The sequence below is a fragment of the Mycobacterium numidiamassiliense genome (genome assembly GCF_900157365.1).
Taxonomy (GTDB): domain Bacteria; phylum Actinomycetota; class Actinomycetes; order Mycobacteriales; family Mycobacteriaceae; genus Mycobacterium; species Mycobacterium numidiamassiliense.
Genome location: NZ_FUEZ01000004.1, coordinates 3,365,716 through 3,384,201 on the forward strand (window position 1 = coordinate 3,365,716; position 18,486 = coordinate 3,384,201).

The window sequence follows — 18,486 nt, forward strand, 5'->3', positions numbered from 1 at the left end:
CTGTGCTGGGCTGTCCGTCGTCGTGGACGTCATCGCTGTCATCGCGGTCAGTCCTCCAGGACCGGAATCACGATGATGGTGGCGGCTGCCGGATCGGCTTCGGCGACGACACCGCCCAGTGCGGCCGCCGTCGCTGGACCGCTGAACGAGTGGACCGAGGCAGCTGCGACGGCGCGGCCGGCAAGGCTCGACAGCGCCATCTGGCTGAAGACACCGCCCTCGCCGGCCAATGCGGCCTCCGGCGCCGCCGCCAGGCTTTCGGGCAGCACCTGCGCGAGCGTCCTGATCGACGGAGCCGCCTCCGCCCAGCTCTGCGGCACCGACATGCTGCTGACCAGGGCCGCCTTGCCCATCGACCCCGTTACCGGCGAACCGACCGCAGAGCTCAGCATCCCCCGGACAGCGCTGGGCCCGCTGGTCAGCGGCGCCAAGGCGCCCTTGATGAATTTCGGCCCGGCCAGGTAGGCAGCGGCGCTCTGTCCATTTTGGGCGTAGGCGTATGTCTGGCCGAAGGACAGGAACGGCCCGCCGGGGATGGTCGACCACGACTGCGGGGAGAACACTCCGGTGACGGCCGACCAGATGGTGTTCCAGTTGGTCACCGCGGGTGGCACGGTCAGCGACGTGCTCGTCGACGTTGATGACTGCACCGCCGGCTGCAACGTAGTGCTGAGCTGCGACAGCTTGGCGGCGGTGTTCGTTCCTGCCACGGTATTGGATTGGGCAACCGCCTCGTCCTGGGCCGCGGTGCCGGTGTCGTTCGTGGTCTTCGGTGGCTCGTTGAACGGCGCCAGCTGTGCGGCCGTTGCCGAGGACGCCGCATAGCCGTACATCGCGGCGGCATCCTGGGCCCACATCTCCCCGTAGTGGGCCTCGGTTGCCGCGATTGCCGGGGTGTTCTGCCCCAGGATGTTGGTGGCGATGAGCTGCGCAAGCAGGGCGCGATTGGCCGTGATGACGGGCGGCGGCACCGTGGCCGCGAACGCGGCTTCGTAGGCGCCCGCCGCGATTTTGGCGGCAGTAGCGGCCTGCTCGGCCTGCGCGCCGGTCGCGCTCATCCACGAGACATAGGGTGCGGCCGCTGCGGCGGCTGCGATCGACGACGGACCCGTCCACTGTCCGGCGGTCAGGCCCTGAACGGTAGAGCCGTATGACGCCGCGGTCGACTGTAACTCCGCGGCCAGGTCGTCCCAGGCCGCCGCAGCGGCGAGCAACGGTCCGGACCCCGCACCGACGTACATCCGGTCGGAGTTGACCTCCGGTGGTAGCGCCCCGAAATCAAACATCTATACCTCCGGTCCTTCATTTGGCCGCCATGGTAGGTGCGGTTTAGCGGTTCAGGCCGCAAACATGTCGTAGCTCTAATGGAATCCATTGGATTCCTCTTGGGTTCGACGCATCGGAAGACAAGCAGGTTCCACACCTAGGAGTTTTCGGATCCGACTGGAGGCCTCTGTCGCGCTCGGATCATCGTGATCAAAAGTTGAGTACAACAGGTTCCATGGAGGTAATAGAAATGTAAAAACAAACTGTCAGCACATAATTTTCCAGGTGAGTAAAGGCGGTCTCCGCTAAGGCGTGAAGAAAATGCAAAAAGTGCCCGAGATGGCTTCGCAGATCGGGCAGAAACGTCTATGAACTGCAACGATACCGACGTAATGGCTACGCGTGGACCGGCATCACCTACAACCTTGCCGACTGTAAGTAAGGGCTAACGTACCTTTGATTGCCGCGAACCCTGTGATTCTATCCCGCCATGATTGATACGTAGATCAGAAAGTGCTCGGGACCATAAAAACAATAATGATTGGCGAAACTGCAGCGACTAAAAAATTATGCCCGGGATGCGCAAATGTCCACCGACTGTATTTTCGATGTCGCCCGTATCGCGAGCGACGCATTCCGCGATGGCTGTTGCTACTGGGACGTTGCTGCCCGATTTTGAAATGTCTTACTTCTACGGTCTCAAGGGTGATGGTCTCGGGGCAGGCCGACGAGCGTCCGCCGCCCCCAGCAAGTTGCCGGTAGCAAGCGCATCGCGGATGCGGGGCGGTTGCACGAATACAACGAAGCAGGCCGTGTGCCCATCGGCTCACCGTGGGCCTCGAAGTCGCCTATGTGACAGCAAACCGCCATGCTCTGCTCTCCTAAATTTCACCCAACGTAAACTGGGCTCCTGCTAGGTAGCTTATTGTCATCTGGCAGTTTGCTGTGAGAAAAATTCTATAGTTTGTGCAGGTCAAGGACGCAAAGGCCGACAAGCGACCTTAAATTTCGTTTCCGGGACGTCGCGGAATGGTCATTCCGCGACACGTGCTCTCAGGAGCGTCTGGTACTAGCCGGCCGCGGGCGGGCGTGCCACGAAGGAAGGGCGGAATCCGTATTGGGGAACGGCACGGCCCTCGCCACGGGCGCCCATGTTGGCCCCCATCGGCACCGGGGGCGTGCTGCCCGTCACCGGGGCCGGCGAGGAAGGGGGTGCCGCCATCGGGGCGCCGCCCAGCGCCGGAGACAGCGGACTCTGCCCCGGCGCAGTGGCGGTCCAGCCAGGCGGTACGGAGAGCGGACCGAGGACGTTTCCTTCGCCCAAATTTACCGCCACTGAACCACCGATTGCCTCGATGCCACCCGGACCTGCGCCGGTTGCTGCGCCCGGTGCGGCTCCCGCGGCCGCGCCCGTCGCCCCCGCACCGGATTGTTGACTGAGGCTGATGAAGTCGGTCGCGTGCCCCAGAAAGCGGGCTGGCATGAAGAAGGCCGACGCGAAGATGGTGTTCAAGATGGTCGAGTTGAGGAACTGCCCGAAGGCCGTATTGGTGCCGAAGATCGCGTTCATCAGTCCGGCCAGCCCGGTGGTCGACGAAGCCGATCCGGGCGCGAAGATGTCGAGTCCCAGATCGTCGAGCGCCCCCGCGACACCAGTCCCGGCCGCCGTGGGTGTGGCCAGGCCCTGCAACGCGCTGGGCACCGCCGCAACCAGCTGTGACACCGTGCTCTGACTGGCGCCGGCCGAGGTTGCGGCGGCCTGGTCAACCGCCGCGGACTGGGCCGCCAGCCCGCCCAGGCTCGTGGTCTGCTCGGGCGCGTCGAACGGTGTCAGTTCGGTGGCAACGGCCGACGCGGCGGCGTAGCCATACATGGCGCCGGCGTCCTGGGCCCACATTTCTCCGTACTCAGCCTCCGTGGCGGCGATCGCCGGAGTGTTTTGGCCCAGGAAGTTGGTCGCAATCAAGGTCATCAACCGGGTCCGGTTGGCGGCGATAACTGCCGGGGGGACGGTTGCCGCGAAGGCGGCTTCATAGGCGGCCACGGCGGATCCGGCCTGTGCGGCAGTCGTCTCGGCGCTCGCCGCACTGCTATTCAGCCACGCCACATATGGAGTGGTGGCTGCAATCATCGCGGCCGATGTCGGGCCCTGCCACCGCTCAGTCAGCTCCGAAAGCACCGAGCCGTAGGACAGCGCAGCGGCGCGCAATTCTGCGGCTATCCCGTTCCATGACGAGGCAGCTGCGAGCAACGGGCCTGGTCCGGCGCCCGAGTACATGCGACCGGAGTTGACTTCCGGTGGAAGCACAGCGAAATCCAGTGCGGGGATCACCGTTGGCCTCCTCCGTTAGCTAGTCGCGATCGTGGCCTCTGCGACGCTCGTATCGTGCGGATTCCGTTGAAACTCGCGGTAAACAGCTGGTGAAACACCACTGTTATCCGGCTGAGGGTGGGCGGGCGACGAAGGTAGACAGGGGGGGGCCGACGATGGGGGCGTTGCCGGTGGCCGCGGAGATGGCCCCGCCTGCGGCGGCGGCGCCTTGGCTGGCTCCTGCGGCGGCTCCTTCGGCGGCGCCGGTGGCGGCTCCGGCTGCGCCTTCGGCGGCGCTGGTGCCGCCTTGGTTGGCCTGGCTCATGAAGTCGGCGGCGGTGCCTAAGAAGTTGCCGGGCATGTAGAAGCCGGAGGAGAAGATGGTGTTCCAGATGTTGGCGTTGAGGAATTGTCCGAAGGCGGTGTTGGTGCCGAACAGCGAGTTGAGCACGCCGTTGAGGCCGGTGGTGTCGCTGGCTGATCCGGCGGCGAACGGGTTCCAGCCGCCGAGGTCATTGGAGAGCAGGGTCGAGGGGGTGGCCAGGGTTTGCAGGGTGTTGGGGGTGGCGGTGACCAGCTGGGAGAGGGTGTTTTGTCCGGTGCCGGCCGCGCTGCCCGCGGCTTGGGTCAGCGCGGTGGTTTGGTCGGTGGCCGCCTCGGGGCTGGTGATGGGTTGGGGTGTGCTGAATGAGGTCAGGCGGGTGGCCTGGGCTGAGGATCCGGCGTAGCCATACATCGCGGCGGCGTCTTGGGCCCACATATCGGAGTATTGGGCTTCGGTGGCCGCGATGGCCGGGGTGTTTTGACCGAGGGTGTTGGTGGAGACGAGCTTGGTCAGCAGGGCGCGGTTGGCGCTGACCTGAGCCGGGGGCACGGTGGCCGCGTAGGCGCTTTGGTAGGCCGCGGCGGCGGCTTCGGCTTGGCTGGCGGTCTGTTCGGCCTGGGCGGCGGTGGTGTTCATCCAGGCCACATACGGGGTGGCTGCTTCGGTCATCGCCGCCGAGCTCGGGCCATGCCATTCCTGGTCGGTCAATCCCGACAGCACCGCGTGATACGACAACGCCGTCGACCGCAATTCAGCAGCCAACGCCTTCCACGCCGAGGCCGCCACCAACATCGGACCCGAACCCGCCCCGGCATACATCCGCGCCGAATTCACCTCAGGCGGCAACAACCCAAAATCCAACCCACCACTCATCGCCCCCCTCCCCTATTCCTGAATTGCCATGCAACGGTTGCCCACGTTTCGATAGAACGTGGCGTGGGCGCTGAATTGTGTTGCGGTAAAAGTAGATACGTCGTTAGATGACATCGGACTTCCCCTCATGGAAGTAGACCGAGCCCAACGGCCTGGGTGGCCAAAACCCACGCCGATGCCCGCGAAAGCGGTTGCAAAGCGGGCTATTTCGGGGTTAAGGCGTTTCAGACTGTGAACAAGCTGCCGGGGTCGGATTGCAACGAAATGGTCCTTGATCTGGAATACGGACTATCGCCAGAACACATTTCGCTCTCACCTCCTCACGGCCTGGGCACACGCGGATGCCGCTACATCGCACACAGGGAGGGATGCCAGGCTGACGGACCGGGCACCGCACCCCTCTCGTCAGAGCTTTGGCACCACACGGCGTATCCGGGTCATCTCGAGCCGGAAGCCACTTGGGCCCAACCCTTAAGCCGGGAAGAGCTGTCCTGACCCTGGGCGTCTTTCGACGTTCGAGGTCAGTGGCCTATATCCGTGTAGACGCCTCACCTAGCGAGGTGCATACCGAACCCATGTTGGCACCCGGATCCACGCGAGTCAAACCAGTTGCCGGACGGTCGCAACAACGACCGTCGCAAAAATCTCCTGTTGAGGTGACTGGGTCACCCGGCAGCCGGCGGGCGTGGCATGACGGTCACATGGAATCCGTATCGAGGTCCACTGCCGAAGCTGCGTCCGGCCGTGCTTGCCGCCGGCATACCTGGCATGCCGGGCACGGCGGCGGGGCTTTCCGGCAGCGGGGTACTGGTCCAACCGCCACCGGGGAGTGCCGAACCCGCATGATTCTCAACCTGGGTAGCCACCGTCCAGGCCTCGGGCACCGACAGCCGTCCGACGAACCTGGCCTGGTTGCTTCCAGCCGAGAACATCGACGCGTCAGTGCCGGGCACGCCGGTTGCGCCCAATGGCGGGTCGCCGAACGGCACGCCTGTGGCGCCAGGTGACGTCCCACCTAAGCCGGCGCCCGCGATGGGCGTCCACCCGGCATTTCCGGAGCCCGAGCCCATCGGCGGAATCGCTTGCGTCTGAGGCGATCCGCCGAGCGCCACCGCGTTGACGTCGGCCATCGACGCGGTGATGGCGGGTTCGACGATGGCGGGGTTGATATAGCCACCAGAAATGATTCCGTTGAGGAAGTTGGAGTTCAGGAAGTCCCAGACGGAGCCGCTGGTAAGCGACGAGGCCGTCAACGACGAGGAACTCGCTGGGGTAGACGACAACGGAGATGCAAACGATTGCAGCGCATCGGGAACCGAGGAAGTCAGCTGACTCAGCGCCGACTGGGTGCCCGAAGCGGCTGACGTGCTGGTGACTTGGGAGACGTTGGCGTCTTGGTCGGCCTGGCCGGTCTGTGTGGTGGTCTCCGGCGGCTGGCTGAACGATGCCATCCGCGTCGCGGCCGCCGAGCTGCCGGCATAGCCGTACATGGCTGCCGCGTCCTGCGCCCACATCTCGCTGTACTGCGCCTCGTTGGCCGCGATCGCAGGCGTGTTGATACCAAGGAAATTGGTCGCGACCAGTGTTGCCAGCGCAGTGCGGTTAGCCGTGACAGCGGCCGGAGGCACGGTCGCGGCCAACGCGGCCTCGTACGCGACCGCCGCCGCAGCGGCTTGGGTTGCGGCCTGCTCAGCTTTGGCCCCGGTGAGGCTCATCCAGGTCGTATACGGGTTCACCGCGGCTGCCATTGACGCCGACGTCGGCCCCAACCACCCCTCGCTCACCAGCCCCGTAATCACCGACTGATAAGACGATGCTGCCCGGCCGAGCTCCATGGCCAGCCCATCCCAGGCCGCCGCCGCGGTCAGCATCGGTGCCGAGCCCGGCCCGGAATACATACGCGCAGAATTTATCTCCGGCGGTAATGCTCCGTAATCCATTGCCGACACCCCTAACCGGCCGCGTCTAGGGGGGTTGCATCGAGGGCCGTGGACGACCAGGCGGGAGCGGCGACGTGAGCGCTTGCATGCCGACACAGTCGCAATTGCATCGTGAATTGCCTTGCGGCGAAACCGGACACCTTTCCGGGCGCGACGCCGCTATCAGCGGGCGTGGCCGAGCCGCCCCACTGTTGAACAGAAAACATCGGACTTCTCCTTATGGGATAGTCCGACCCGGCTAGGCCACAGCCGCCATGGCGGTGTCAGGTGTTACTGACAGCGCGTACGCATCATCGCGCAGCGTGTATCAGGTACTCGGCGCCAGCCGATACAGACGGCGGGAAAGCGCGCGACCGGATCGGAAAAGTTACTGTCATCGATTACGTACATGCACTGTCGGTCGTCCGCCCCACCTCCCGTCGCGTGCAGGCGCGGGGTGCTGTCATTGCACAAATTGGACGCGGTCACCCGCCGGAATTCGCCGGGCGTCGCACCCCCTCGTTAGATCTTCGAATCACCGCAGCGTAACCAGTCCCCCGCGGCGCTGCATGTCGTCCGGCTTAACACATAGACGACACAAATAATTCGCCGTGGAATGGGCCGATCTTCGTGTTCAGCGTCCCGTTTCGCCGTGAGGATTCGCGCGTCGCGCGTCGTCCAAAGGCGGCCATTGCCGACGCAATAAATCGCTATGCGGCGTCCATTGCCGCGGCGGTTATCCGGCTGAGGGTGGGCGGGCGACGAAGGTGGGGCGGAAGCCGTATTGGGGTGCGGCGCGGCTCATGCCGTTGGCGCCCATGGCGCCAAGGGGGACCCCGGGCATGCCGGCGGCGATGGCTGGTGGTGGGGAGACAGGGGGGGGCCGACGATGGGGGCGTTGCCGGTGGCCGCGGAGATGGCCCCGCCTGCGGCGGCGGCGCCTTGGCTGGCTCCTGCGGCGGCTCCTTCGGCGGCGCCGGTGGCGGCTCCGGCTGCGCCTTCGGCGGCGCTGGTGCCGCCTTGGTTGGCCTGGCTCATGAAGTCGGCGGCGGTGCCTAAGAAGTTGCCGGGCATGTAGAAGCCGGAGGAGAAGATGGTGTTCCAGATGTTGGCGTTGAGGAATTGTCCGAAGGCGGTGTTGGTGCCGAACAGCGAGTTGAGCACGCCGTTGAGGCCGGTGGTGTCGCTGGCTGATCCGGCGGCGAACGGGTTCCAGCCGCCGAGGTCATTGGAGAGCAGGGTCGAGGGGGTGGCCAGGGTTTGCAGGGTGTTGGGGGTGGCGGTGACCAGCTGGGAGAGGGTGTTTTGTCCGGTGCCGGCCGCGCTGCCCGCGGCTTGGGTCAGCGCGGTGGTTTGGTCGGTGGCCGCCTCGGGGCTGGTGATGGGTTGGGGTGTGCTGAATGAGGTCAGGCGGGTGGCCTGGGCTGAGGATCCGGCGTAGCCATACATCGCGGCGGCGTCTTGGGCCCACATATCGGAGTATTGGGCTTCGGTGGCCGCGATGGCCGGGGTGTTTTGACCGAGGGTGTTGGTGGAGACGAGCTTGGTCAGCAGGGCGCGGTTGGCGCTGACCTGAGCCGGGGGCACGGTGGCCGCGTAGGCGCTTTGGTAGGCCGCGGCGGCGGCTTCGGCTTGGCTGGCGGTCTGTTCGGCCTGGGCGGCGGTGGTGTTCATCCAGGCCACATACGGGGTGGCTGCTTCGGTCATCGCCGCCGAGCTCGGGCCATGCCATTCCTGGTCGGTCAATCCCGACAGCACCGCGTGATACGACAACGCCGTCGACCGCAATTCAGCAGCCAACGCCTTCCACGCCGAGGCCGCCACCAACATCGGACCCGAACCCGCCCCGGCATACATCCGCGCCGAATTCACCTCAGGCGGCAACAACCCAAAATCCAACCCACCACTCATCGCTCCCCTCCTAAGGGGCGCGATGGTGTTGGTGGCCGGACAGCCCAAAATCGACGTGAATGACTCGTGAATTGTGTTGCGATCACGGCAAATACTTCGCCGGTCGCCGCGCTCCCACCCGATCCAGCGCCGCACAGCCGGTGCTTTCGGCAGGATGAAGTGGCGCGCTCATCGGAATTTCCCCTCAACCGCTTGGCTGTAACGCCCAGATTACGTTTGTCATTGCAATGTAACTTACGCGAGTTGGCGTGGGTAGCCGAATCTCCGTTGCGCATTTCTTGTGAGCGCGTGTTAACCCGGCGTCCAGCTTCTAAAGGGGTGCCGAAGAATTCAGTTCTGGCGCTAAGCCATTGGTCTAGTCAGATGCGCCTGAAACGCCGCGCGAAATACTATGACTTCTTCTCCGCCACGGCCGCGCTGAGGCCCTCGGCAAGGTCGTCGGCGGTCAGTTCCGTGAATCGGAGCAGTTGATGCTCGTCGAACTCGGTGAGGTCGCTGGACAACACCGCGTCGAGGTCCTCGTCGTCCAGCCGAAAACTGCGGTGGTCGCGTGCCTTTTCCACCACATTGCGTACGAAGCCCGCATTGCCGAGGGTGTCGATGCCGCGAATCAGATCGCCGTCTTCCGAAAGGGTTTCGTCGAGATAGAAGTTGGTGTACGACGGCAGGAGCGCCTCGGCCGACTCATCACTGATGATGTCCTGGTTCTCCTTGCCCATCAGTTTCGTCAGCGCGACCAGCTCTGGCGGCGTGTAGCTGAAGAATTCGATCACCGTCGAAAAGCGCCGCCGCAGACCCTGATTCACTTCCAGCATCTTGTCCATCGCCTTGGCGTATCCCGCGCCGAACACCACTAGTTCGTCGCGATGGTTCTCCATGTACAGCAGCAGTGTGTTGATGATGGCGTTGCCGTACGGGTCGCCCTGCTGGTAGCCCTTCTCGTGCAGGGTGTGCATCTCGTCGAAGAACACCGCCCCGCCCAACGCTTCCTCGAGCATCTCTTCGGTGTTCTTCTCCGCGTCGGCCATGAATCGGCCCAACAGCTTGGTACGGCTGGTCTCCACCACCAGCGGTTTGCGCAACACCGTCAACCCGCACAGCTGCTTGCTGAAAGCCCGCGCGACCGATGTCTTGCCGGTTCCCGGCGGGCCGAGCAACAGCATGTGGCGCGACGTCACCGGCACCGGCAGGCCCATCTTGGCCCGCGCCAGGTTCACCTTGGTCGTCGACTTGATGAGCTTGATTTCCCGCTTGGCTTTCTCCATGCCCAACATCGCGTTGAGCTCGGCGTCACCTTCCGCGAGGTACTTCGCGGCCTCCTCGGCGTGACGTGCTGCCTCGGCCTGTTCGCGCGTCGGCGCGCTGTCCGGGTCCCACGGGTCGGTGCGGGCCTCGATCGTTTCGGGGTCGGTCAGGACCAGCCGAAAGTTGGGGTTGTCCAGCGCCTCGCGGGCGGGGGTGAACTTGGGATCCCGCGAGTACACACGCCGCAAGAGTTCGACGGCCTCCTCCTCGCGTCCGAGGTGTCGCTGGCACATGCCCTGGGTGTACAACGCGATGTTGGCCGCGCCCGGTACCCGGTCGGCCTCGATGGCGTCCTGGCCGCGCCGGATGGCTTCCTCGAAGACCCCCAGCGACGCCAGCGCGGTTGTTGCCATCGCCGCGCCCGCGGCCTTGAGTTCGGGGTTGCGCCAGGTCTTCCCCTCGGGGAACTGCGTGAGCACGTCCGGCCATCGTCCGGTGCGGAAATACAGGATGCCGCGGACGTAAGCGATCAGCTCCTCGTCGAACGGATGCCGTGGCTCGACGCCATCGAGCAGTTTCGCGGCTTCCTCGTAGCGTTTCGCCTCGGCCAGCACGGCGGCGTAGCCGCACGCGAGCGCCTCCACGGTGGTCACCGACAGTCGCAGAAACATCCCGTCGGAGACTTCGGGCCGGAACTGCAGATCCGTGACGCCGAGCCGGCGGGTTTCCCACCCGAACGTCCGCGTCGTCGCCCAGGCCCGGGAAAGCACGTCGATGCTGTGATCGCCGGCCAGGATCCGTGCCAACCATGCATCACACATGTCCGGGTCAAGGCTGGTGGCCGTGGTGAACATCTGCGATGCCACCTGCGGGTTGTGGCTGGGCTGTAGCCCGTTGACCGAGATGCCCGACGCCAGCAGGCCGGCGAGCAACGCGTTACGGGCGTCCTCAGCGCTCGACTGTGGGCGGCTCATTGCGCGGCGGAAGACCGCTCAGCGCCTTCCCGCACCTGGCTTACCTGCAACACCAAGTAGTCGTCCGCGAACAACTCCCGGGTCGGCACGATCAACAGCGGCCGAGTCGTCGGGGCGGGCAGGCTGGCGCGGACCGCGGCCAACTGCCGGCCGGTGAGCCGGTTGAGTCCACCCGACAACCCCCGCGGCAGCTTGCTGTCGCTGTGGTAGCGGACCCAGCCGGCCACCTGGGGCCGCCCATCGTCGTTGGTGAGCCGGATGGTGAGCACGGTCGCATCGGTGTCGGGCAGCCACAGCTCGTCCACTGTCTCGGTGGTGATGTCCGTCGGTGTCAGCCAGAAGCTGGTCGCAAACCCGTTGAAGTGTTTGAGGTAGCGCCAGCCGGGGCGGCTCCAGGTGGGTTCAAGATCGGCGAGCACGGCGCCGTCGACCTCGGATATCTCCTCGGCGGTCAATGCCCGAGCGGCGCAGCCGTGACCGTCGATGTCTTGAGCCAGCCGCTCGGTGGCCGCGACCAGGGTGGAAGCCAGGGAATCACGGGCCGCCACCGCCGCGACGTTGACCTGCGGGTTCATCCTGAGCACCAACCAGGTGCGCCGCACATACGACGCGGGCTGATCACTCTTCAACTCCCACTCTTCAGGACCCAACCTGTCGAGTTTTGACAGTTCGGCGGCATTGCCACCGCGGCGAACCTGCACCGAGACGATGTCGATGCCGTCGAGGTGGACATCGAATTGGCGCAGCCCGGCGGCCACCGACTGCACCAGCAAACTGGGCGCCTGCGCGGCGCGTTGGCGATGGCGCGAAGCCCCTTCGTCCTCGCCGCCGTCCACGGCGATTACCGTGACCAGGCGGCCTTCGTACTCGCGCACCCCGACCTTGTCGCGGCCGTATCGGCGCTGGAAGTCGAGCGCGGGCGTGCATCCCGCGGCCAACGTGGTGCGCGGATCGGCGGACCAGTCCCACAGCCACCCGGCCAGTCCGGACGTCATCGTGAGGCCGTGGTGGGTCACCAACGACAACAGCGTGATGATCGCCGCGAGGCCAACCCCGACCCACCACGCGATGTGCTTGTCGCCCTGCCACGAGTCGGGGCAGTGACTGGCGATCAGCAAGATCACGATGTCGACGAGAAACACCGTGGTCAACCGCGACCACGACAGAGCCAACCCAAAACTGCGTTGAGCCTTCATTGCTTTACTGCTCCGCCCTTATTGCTGCCTGCGGCGTTTCATCAGTATCGAAACACCGAATATCGCGCCGCCTATCAGTAGCGCCCCGGTCAACCCCCCGGCCGCCACCCACACCGGCACCATATCGCGGGGCGGGGCGGCTTTAGGAATGTTGAGCGGTATCGACAGTTGGTTCGGCGGCTTGGGCGGACCGTCGGGAACATCCCAGGTCAGTGCCGCCACCGGGTCGACGACGCCGTAGCCGACCTGGTTGTCCACGCCGCGGGCCGGGGCCCTGGCCGTGCGCTCCAACCGGTTGATGACCTGGTTTGCCGTCAGGTGCGGGTACTTGGCACGGACGAGTGCCGCCACCCCCGTCACGATCGCGGCCGAGAAGCTCGTACCGACCGGCACCAATAGCGTGTTGTCCGGGCCATCGATCGCGTTGATCAGCCCGTCGTCGCGCGGCGAGAGCCCGATGACGTCGTTTCCGGGCGCCGCGATTCCCACCCATGGTCCGGCGATGCTTGTTGAGCCCTGGTTCTGGCCGCCCGTGAGCGGATGACCGTCGGAATCCACCGCCCCGACGGTCAACACATAGTCGCTGAACCAGGACGGCGTGACCACGGTGTTCACCGCATGCCAGTCGCGGGGATCGTTGGGCTGCAAGGGATCCTCAATCGGGTTCTGCTTGCAGTCCCGCTTGCTACTGTCACCGGCCGCCGCGACGATGACGACATTCTTGTCGACTGCCGCGTAGCGGATGGCGGCGCCCAGCGTGCGTTGGTCGATGATGTTGCGGGCACTCATGCAGTTCACATCGGAGATGTTGATCACCGAGGCCCCCATGTTGGCCGCATGCACGATCGCCTTAGCCATGGTGTCGATGCTGGTGATCTTCGCCGCGGACTGCGGATCCTCGTCGCCGGTGTAGGCGTCCTTGAGGCCGAAGGCCTGGCTGGACTGCCGGATCGAGATGATGTCGACGTCGGGCGCAATGCCGCTGTATGCGTCGGCCGCCTGCCCGGGCGGTGCCGGAGGGGGCGGGGGTGGTGGCGGCGGGGGTGGCGGAGCGAGCGGACGGGATGCGCCGTCGCTGTCGACCTTCGCGACCTGCCCGCCACCGTGGTAGCTGGGGATCGTCACCGTGCCGCCGCCGCCGTGATTTGCGGCTCCGGGAACCGGCGGCACGGCCTGCGGCGGCACGGTCTGCGGCGGCGGACCAGGCGCCGGACCAGCCGGTTGGCCCTNTCGGGGGCTCGGGGATGTGTATAAGAGGCAGGGCGATCCCCAGCCGCCACGGTGGCGGCGGGGGTGGCGGCGCGAGCGGACGGGATGCGCCGTCGCTGTCGACCTTCGCGACCTGCCCGCCACCGTGGTAGCTGGGGATCGTCACCGTGCCGCCGCCGCCGTGATTTGCGGCTCCGGGAACCGGCGGCACGGCCTGCGGCGGCACGGTCTGCGGCGGCGGACCAGGCGCCGGACCAGCCGGTTGGCCCTGCGACGGGCCGGACTGCTGACTCGGCGAAGCCGGTCCAGCAGGGGCGGCGGGTGACGCCGGCGCGGCCGGGGCGTCAGCGGGCGGCGGCGGTGCCCCGAAAATTCCCGGCGGTGGTGCTTCAGTTGGCGGAACCATCGTCACGGTCTGTGGCAACGGCGACAAAGTCACGGTCTGTGGCGGTGGTGCCTTCGGCGGCGGCTCGGTGGTCGGAATGGTCACCGGCTTGCGCGGTCCGGCCCCCGGCAGCGGCGCGCCGCTCGCCGGAGCTGCGCCGATCATCGAGGCCACGATGGTGCCGTGGGCGTCGCAGTCCGACAACCCGTCCCCGCCCATGACGTAGTCGCCACCCGGGATCAGGTGCTGAAACCGGGGGTGCGGGGTCACGCCGGTGTCGATGACGGCGACCCGTTGCCCGGCGCCTCGGCCGAACTGCCATGCCTCCTGCAGGTTCAGCATGTCCATGTACTTGGGCTGCAGCTTGAAATTAGTGCCGGGCAGCACCCCGACCTCAGTGCAGTAAGAGCTCTGCTTCATCGGGGCCGGCGGGCCGGGCGGGGTGTCCGGCGGTACCGCGCCCGGGTCAATCGTCGGCGGCGAGATGGCCGACGCGGGTGGTAAGCCCGCTAGTGCACCTGTGGTCAGCAAAAGAGCGGCGACGGTCACGCGTGATGCGCGCCGACGCCACTCTTTGCCATTACCGGTAGCGGATCGCTGCATAAACATTCATCAACCACAATGCCAGCGGGAAGATTGGCATGAGGCAGAGGTATTCAATCCACTCCACGAACTTGCGGAACAGCGGGCTGTACACGGTGTTGGGCACCACGGCCGCAGCCGTCAGCCCGGCCGCCGGCAGCAGAACCAGGATCGCCACGCTGATCGACACCGACAGCGGCGACTGCAAGACGAGCGCGTAGCGCAGCACCACCGCGCCAACGATCAGCACCGACGTCCCCGCCAGGGTGATCGCCTGCCAGCGGTCCACGTACGAACGTCCCCGCAGCATGAGGAAGCCAGCGCTGAAGCCGGCCAGCAACAGCGGCAGCCACCGCTGCCCGGTGTGCGGGTCGGACAGTCCGGTCAACGAGACGACCATCAAGACGCCCAGCCCGGTCAGCAGACCGGTCAGGAATGACCGGGCACGTTCGGCCTGCAGCAGCACGTCGCGGACCGACGCGGGGCCCTCCAGGACGGGCGGGCCGCCGTCGTTGTGCACCACTGTGGTCGGCAGGTCCGGCCGGGCCTCGAAGACCCAGCGGCTGGTCGCCGACGGGAACACGGGCAAGCGAATACCCGACAGCCGGCGGGAGATGGCGGGTGCGCACTGGTACCCGAGGACGCTGACCAGCACCACGCTGGTCAACAGGGTCACCGCGCCGGTCATTGCGACCATCCGCGCCAGGGCCGCAATCGTGGCAACCCCGCTGATGGTGACGATCGCGGTGTAGGTAGACAATCGCCGGCCGGTGAAACGCAGGGCCAGCGTCGCGGCGATGGTGAGGACCGCGAAGCCCAACACCGCTTGCGGGGACCCCACGCCACCAGGCGGGGCCGCGGCGGCGCCGACAGCCAACGGCGCCAGGCTGCTCAGCAGCATGATGTCGCCGACGCGGCGGTCCGCTTCGGACTGGGCCCGCATCAGCAGCATCATGGAAACGCCCAACACCACCGCGCCGATGACCGCGCCGAAGATGGTGGCGAGCCACGAGTTGTGGTGCCAGCGGTACCAGAGCAGCAGCGCGGAGGCGACCGTCACGCCCGAGGCCACCATCGTCGCGCCGACCTGCAGAGCCATGACCGGGTCGATCGCGGCGAAGCGTTTGCTGAGGCTCTGCGAAACCGCAGTCGAGATGTGCTCGATGACCTGCGATCGCTTCTCGGTGTCGCCGATGAACCGGATCCACAGGCGGTCGCCGTCGTAGACGTCCTGCTCGGTCAGGGACTGAGTGGCCCGCAGGGGCGTCCCGTCGACCAGGCAGAGTGCCCACCGCCCCCGTCCGGTCGCCTCCAGCGTGGTCTCACCGAGCTCCCGCAAACGGCTGTTGACCACCTTCAGCAGCGGCTCAGTCATGACCGAGACCGGTGCGTTGGCGTCCAGTAGAACGCCGACCTGCACGCCGTCACCGGCCATAATGCCAACTACAACTGCCCGAGGCTGTGAGATTCCCTCGACGTCAGCCTGTAGCGCGTCAGCTACCGCAGTCATCGCCTTGCACCCCCTGTCATGGTGAACGTGTAATCCAGTGCCGTCAGCCGCGCGGGAGGCCGTGTCGATCCACTCACCGTGGCGCCGCCGGCGCCGGTGCGGTGTAGCTCGACATTTTTGGATTCCATCTGCCCCGCCTTAGCGATTAGTGGTTCTGGTGACACTTGCAATCAAAATTTGCTGCTGATCCTAGAGAAGTATGACGTGTTCGCTTCGTGACCGCATGTCCTGATGAAAAACCTTGTATGCGTTTGTGTTTCGCTTATGTTTCGTGCCCTCGTTAAACCCTGCTGTGGCTCTTCCACTCGCCATAAGGCAGCGTTTCCAACACCGTCTTGACACCGACTTGCACCAGCTGCGGGGTCGCCGGACAGATGGCGAGCCAGGCCTCCCCGGACCCCGAGGTCCGTGCCTGTTGATAAAGCGCAATGCGGCCACCGGACCCGTCTTTGAGTGACAGCACCGAGGCGCTTGGACCCTTGGCGTCGTCCTGGTACTGCCGTGCATACACGGCGACCTCGGCTGCCGGGTCGGAAAGTGCTTGCCCGAGCGCGGCCACGGTGGCGGCGCTGATGCCCATTCGGCGCAGGTCTCCGCCGGAAAACACGTTGAAGCCGGACTCCTGCCACGACTTCGTTGCTTCCAGCATCTCTTCGAGCGGCACGTTGACCGCATTGATTGCGGCGGGCTCGGCATGGTGAATGGACTCGAGGCCGTCGAGCACCAGCGAGGCGATTGAGGCGCTGTCGGCGACGGCGACATCGTCGACGGTGATGTCGGTGCCGACGCGAACGGCCGAGACCCAGTGCTGGCCGCGCCTCGCCAGGACCACCCGAAACTCGTTGTCCGGAATGTCGCGCGAGCCCGGGGCCTGATTTTCGTCATCGACGACGCCGTAGAGGAGCTTGCCGCGCGACAGCAGGGCGACCACCTCGAGGTCGGGCGCGGCGAGCACCCGCAACCGTGCCGCGACTTCCTCATGCACCTGGTCGCCGATGACGATGCCGTTCTCACGCATCACCGCCATCCCGGGGTGATCGTTGAGCCAGTCGCTGGAGTCGGTGGATACGAAGGGCCGGCACCTCAGCTCGGGCGCGACGTGCCGGATGTCCAGGAGCGCTTGGAGCATCCAGAATCCGTCTACGTTGACGGTGATGTCGGTGCGAGTGGTCTGTTGGTCCATCAGTACCTCAAAGTCGTCGTGCACGGAAACCGCAGGACGCGGCAGCACACCGACAGGTGGTGTGCTGCCGCGCCTGTAGTTGGGTAATTAGGCCCAGCTGGAGCCGACGGCGCTGTCGGTGCTGGCCATGTTGTTGCCCGCCGACTGCACCTTCTGGCCGTGCTGGTTGGCCTGGTCGTAGATCACCTGGAAGTTACGACCCAGCTGGGTGATGAACTCCTGGCAAGCGACCGAACCGGCGCCACCCCAGAAGTCGCCGGCAGCAAGCACATCGCGAACGATGGCCTGGTGCTCGGCCTCCAGCGAGGCGGCCTGCTGGCGGATGAGGGCGCCGTGGGCGTCGACATCTCCGAACTGGTAGTTAATGCTCATAGCGATGTTCTCCTAACGTCTGGAAAGGTTACGCAGCCGAGTCGGTTGCGGCTAGTGGCTGAGGGCCTGCTGCGAGGCCTGCTCTTGCGTCTCGTAGTTGTTCGCGTCACGCACGAGGCCGTCACGCACGCTGTGCAGCATGTTGACGATGTTGTTGAACGCCTGGTTCATCTGACCCATGGTGTCGTAGGACGTCGCCTGGGCCTGGCCGCTCCAGCCGGCACCGGCGATGTTCATCGAGGAAGCCCACATCTTGCGAGCCTCGTCCGAAACCGTCTGGGCGTGCATCTCAAAGCGACCTGCCATGGACCGCATCGCGTGCGGGTCGGTCATAAAACGTGTTGCCATGTTGCCTTTCTCCTTCTATATATGTCGTTCTCAATTTGGTGGACGATGATGTCCGACTGGTTACGCGTGCTGCCGCAACTGCCGGACCGAGTGCTTAAAAATGACTCCCCCTTCTCGTCTGCCAGAGGCCACCGGGCCTTCCAGCCCGCTGAGAGCTGTGCCGAACCCGAACTGCGGCGTTTGAGTTGACTGGCCTGGCGACTGCAAGGGAGTTTCTGTGAAGCCCACCCGGGTGGGCTTCGTCCCGACGTCTAAGCCGGAACCGATCAGGCGGTAGCAATCGCGTTGGCGGCCTCGACCGTGGCGTAAGAACCGGCACTGGTCTGCAGGGTGCTCACGAACTGCTCGTGAATCGCTGCTGCTTGTGCGCTGACTGCGTGGTATAGATGCGCGTGTGCGACGAACTGGGCCGCGGTGAGCGCTGAGACCTCGTCGGCCGCGGCGGGTACCACCCCGGTCGTCGGGGCCACTGAAGCCGCGTTCTGGGCGTTTAGGGCCGAGCCGATCCCATTCAGGGTTCCAGCTGCCGCCAGGATCGCCTCCGGCTGTGTGTTCACGAACGACATACTGTTTTCCTCCTAGATTGATCCCCCACTCTCTGGGTGAGAGCGTAGATGACTGTTTTAGTTGAGGGGTGTTTCGGAAGCCGCCCGTCCTCAATTGTTCACGGAACGCTACGGCGAGTTCATCTTTTGTAACGACACAGTAACAGCGGTGGACCCGTTTTGGGGTCCCCACCAGCGATATCGCGGGTCCGCTGGGGGTGTGGACAGCCTGTTGATAAACGCCTTTCAGTGCCATTTAGTCTTCGCCGCCGGCAACTGTCTGGCGGCCCGTTCTCTCCCGCGAGGGCACAGCAACAATCATAACGGCAGCC

The 18,486-nt window shown here is 65.5% G+C and carries 11 protein-coding genes, 2 pseudogenes and 1 riboswitch; all 13 genes and pseudogenes read right to left on the reverse strand.

Features of this window, described 5'->3' with window-relative positions; translation table 11 throughout:
* Positions 1 to 47: 47 nt before the first annotated feature.
* Complete coding sequence (locus MNAB215_RS24475; RefSeq protein WP_077081092.1) at positions 48 to 1,286, reverse strand: PPE family protein; 1,239 nt, start codon at positions 1,284 to 1,286, stop codon at positions 48 to 50.
* A gap of 1,049 nt (positions 1,287 to 2,335) precedes the next feature.
* Positions 2,336 to 3,598 carry a PPE family protein gene (locus tag MNAB215_RS24480; RefSeq protein WP_281253345.1) on the reverse strand — a complete coding sequence of 421 codons (1,263 nt, stop codon included), beginning with the start codon at positions 3,596 to 3,598 and terminating at the stop codon, positions 2,336 to 2,338.
* A gap of 103 nt (positions 3,599 to 3,701) precedes the next feature.
* The gene (locus MNAB215_RS30595; protein WP_108637696.1) at positions 3,702 to 4,775 is read right to left on the reverse strand and encodes a PPE family protein; all 1,074 of its coding nucleotides are present in this window, start codon (positions 4,773 to 4,775) and stop codon (positions 3,702 to 3,704) included.
* 390 nt (positions 4,776 to 5,165) lie between these two features.
* A riboswitch (M-box (ykoK) riboswitch) is annotated at positions 5,166 to 5,342 on the reverse strand.
* Between the two features lie 98 nt (positions 5,343 to 5,440).
* Entirely contained in the window at positions 5,441 to 6,715 is a 1,275-nt protein-coding gene (locus MNAB215_RS24495) for a PPE family protein (RefSeq protein WP_077081094.1), read from the reverse strand.
* A gap of 715 nt (positions 6,716 to 7,430) precedes the next feature.
* Positions 7,431 to 8,605: pseudogene (locus MNAB215_RS24505) on the reverse strand (PPE family protein).
* 389 nt (positions 8,606 to 8,994) lie between these two features.
* Positions 8,995 to 10,824, reverse strand: coding sequence for a type VII secretion AAA-ATPase EccA (gene eccA / locus MNAB215_RS24510; RefSeq protein ID WP_077081095.1), 1,830 nt, complete (start codon positions 10,822 to 10,824; stop codon positions 8,995 to 8,997).
* Positions 10,821 to 12,020: a type VII secretion protein EccE gene (gene eccE, locus MNAB215_RS24515; protein ID WP_077081096.1), complete on the reverse strand. Its 1,200-nt coding sequence runs from the start codon at positions 12,018 to 12,020 to the stop codon at positions 10,821 to 10,823. Before eccE ends, eccA begins: the two co-directional genes overlap by 4 nt.
* Before the next feature lie 18 nt (positions 12,021 to 12,038).
* A pseudogene (locus tag MNAB215_RS30380) lies at positions 12,039 to 14,217 on the reverse strand (S8 family serine peptidase).
* The gene (gene eccD / locus MNAB215_RS24530; protein ID WP_077081097.1) at positions 14,195 to 15,706 is read right to left on the reverse strand and encodes a type VII secretion integral membrane protein EccD; all 1,512 of its coding nucleotides are present in this window, start codon (positions 15,704 to 15,706) and stop codon (positions 14,195 to 14,197) included. The pseudogene MNAB215_RS30380 and the gene eccD overlap by 23 nt, the downstream one beginning before the upstream one ends.
* Positions 15,707 to 15,986: 280 nt before the next feature.
* Positions 15,987 to 16,889, reverse strand: a complete 903-nt coding sequence (locus tag MNAB215_RS24535) for an ESX secretion-associated protein EspG (protein ID WP_077082298.1) — start codon at positions 16,887 to 16,889, stop codon at positions 15,987 to 15,989.
* An 87-nt stretch (positions 16,890 to 16,976) separates the two neighbouring features.
* Positions 16,977 to 17,261, reverse strand: a complete 285-nt coding sequence (locus MNAB215_RS24540; RefSeq protein ID WP_077079834.1) for a WXG100 family type VII secretion target — start codon at positions 17,259 to 17,261, stop codon at positions 16,977 to 16,979.
* Positions 17,262 to 17,312: 51 nt separating this feature from the next.
* Complete coding sequence (locus MNAB215_RS24545) at positions 17,313 to 17,609, reverse strand: WXG100 family type VII secretion target (RefSeq protein WP_077081098.1); 297 nt, start codon at positions 17,607 to 17,609, stop codon at positions 17,313 to 17,315.
* A gap of 266 nt (positions 17,610 to 17,875) precedes the next feature.
* Positions 17,876 to 18,175 (reverse strand): PE family protein, encoded by a 300-nt coding sequence (locus tag MNAB215_RS24550; RefSeq protein WP_077081099.1) that lies wholly within the window; start codon positions 18,173 to 18,175, stop codon positions 17,876 to 17,878.
* Positions 18,176 to 18,486: the final 311 nt, after the last annotated feature.

Excerpts from the sequence above, each read along its gene's own strand:
- MNAB215_RS24475 (WP_077081092.1), bottom strand. The coding sequence starts at position 1,286 with ATGTTTGATTTCGGGGCGCTACCACCGGAGGTCAACTCCGACCGGATG.
- MNAB215_RS30595 (WP_108637696.1), bottom strand. The coding sequence starts at position 4,775 with ATGAGTGGTGGGTTGGATTTTGGGTTGTTGCCGCCTGAGGTGAATTCG.
- MNAB215_RS24495 (WP_077081094.1), bottom strand. The coding sequence starts at position 6,715 with ATGGATTACGGAGCATTACCGCCGGAGATAAATTCTGCGCGTATGTAT.
- eccA (WP_077081095.1), bottom strand. The coding sequence starts at position 10,824 with ATGAGCCGCCCACAGTCGAGCGCTGAGGACGCCCGTAACGCGTTGCTC.
- eccE (WP_077081096.1), bottom strand. The coding sequence starts at position 12,020 with ATGAAGGCTCAACGCAGTTTTGGGTTGGCTCTGTCGTGGTCGCGGTTG.
- eccD (WP_077081097.1), bottom strand. The coding sequence starts at position 15,706 with ATGACTGCGGTAGCTGACGCGCTACAGGCTGACGTCGAGGGAATCTCA.
- MNAB215_RS24535 (WP_077082298.1), bottom strand. The coding sequence starts at position 16,889 with ATGGACCAACAGACCACTCGCACCGACATCACCGTCAACGTAGACGGA.
- MNAB215_RS24540 (WP_077079834.1), bottom strand. The coding sequence starts at position 17,261 with ATGAGCATTAACTACCAGTTCGGAGATGTCGACGCCCACGGCGCCCTC.
- MNAB215_RS24545 (WP_077081098.1), bottom strand. The coding sequence starts at position 17,609 with ATGGCAACACGTTTTATGACCGACCCGCACGCGATGCGGTCCATGGCA.
- MNAB215_RS24550 (WP_077081099.1), bottom strand. The coding sequence starts at position 18,175 with ATGTCGTTCGTGAACACACAGCCGGAGGCGATCCTGGCGGCAGCTGGA.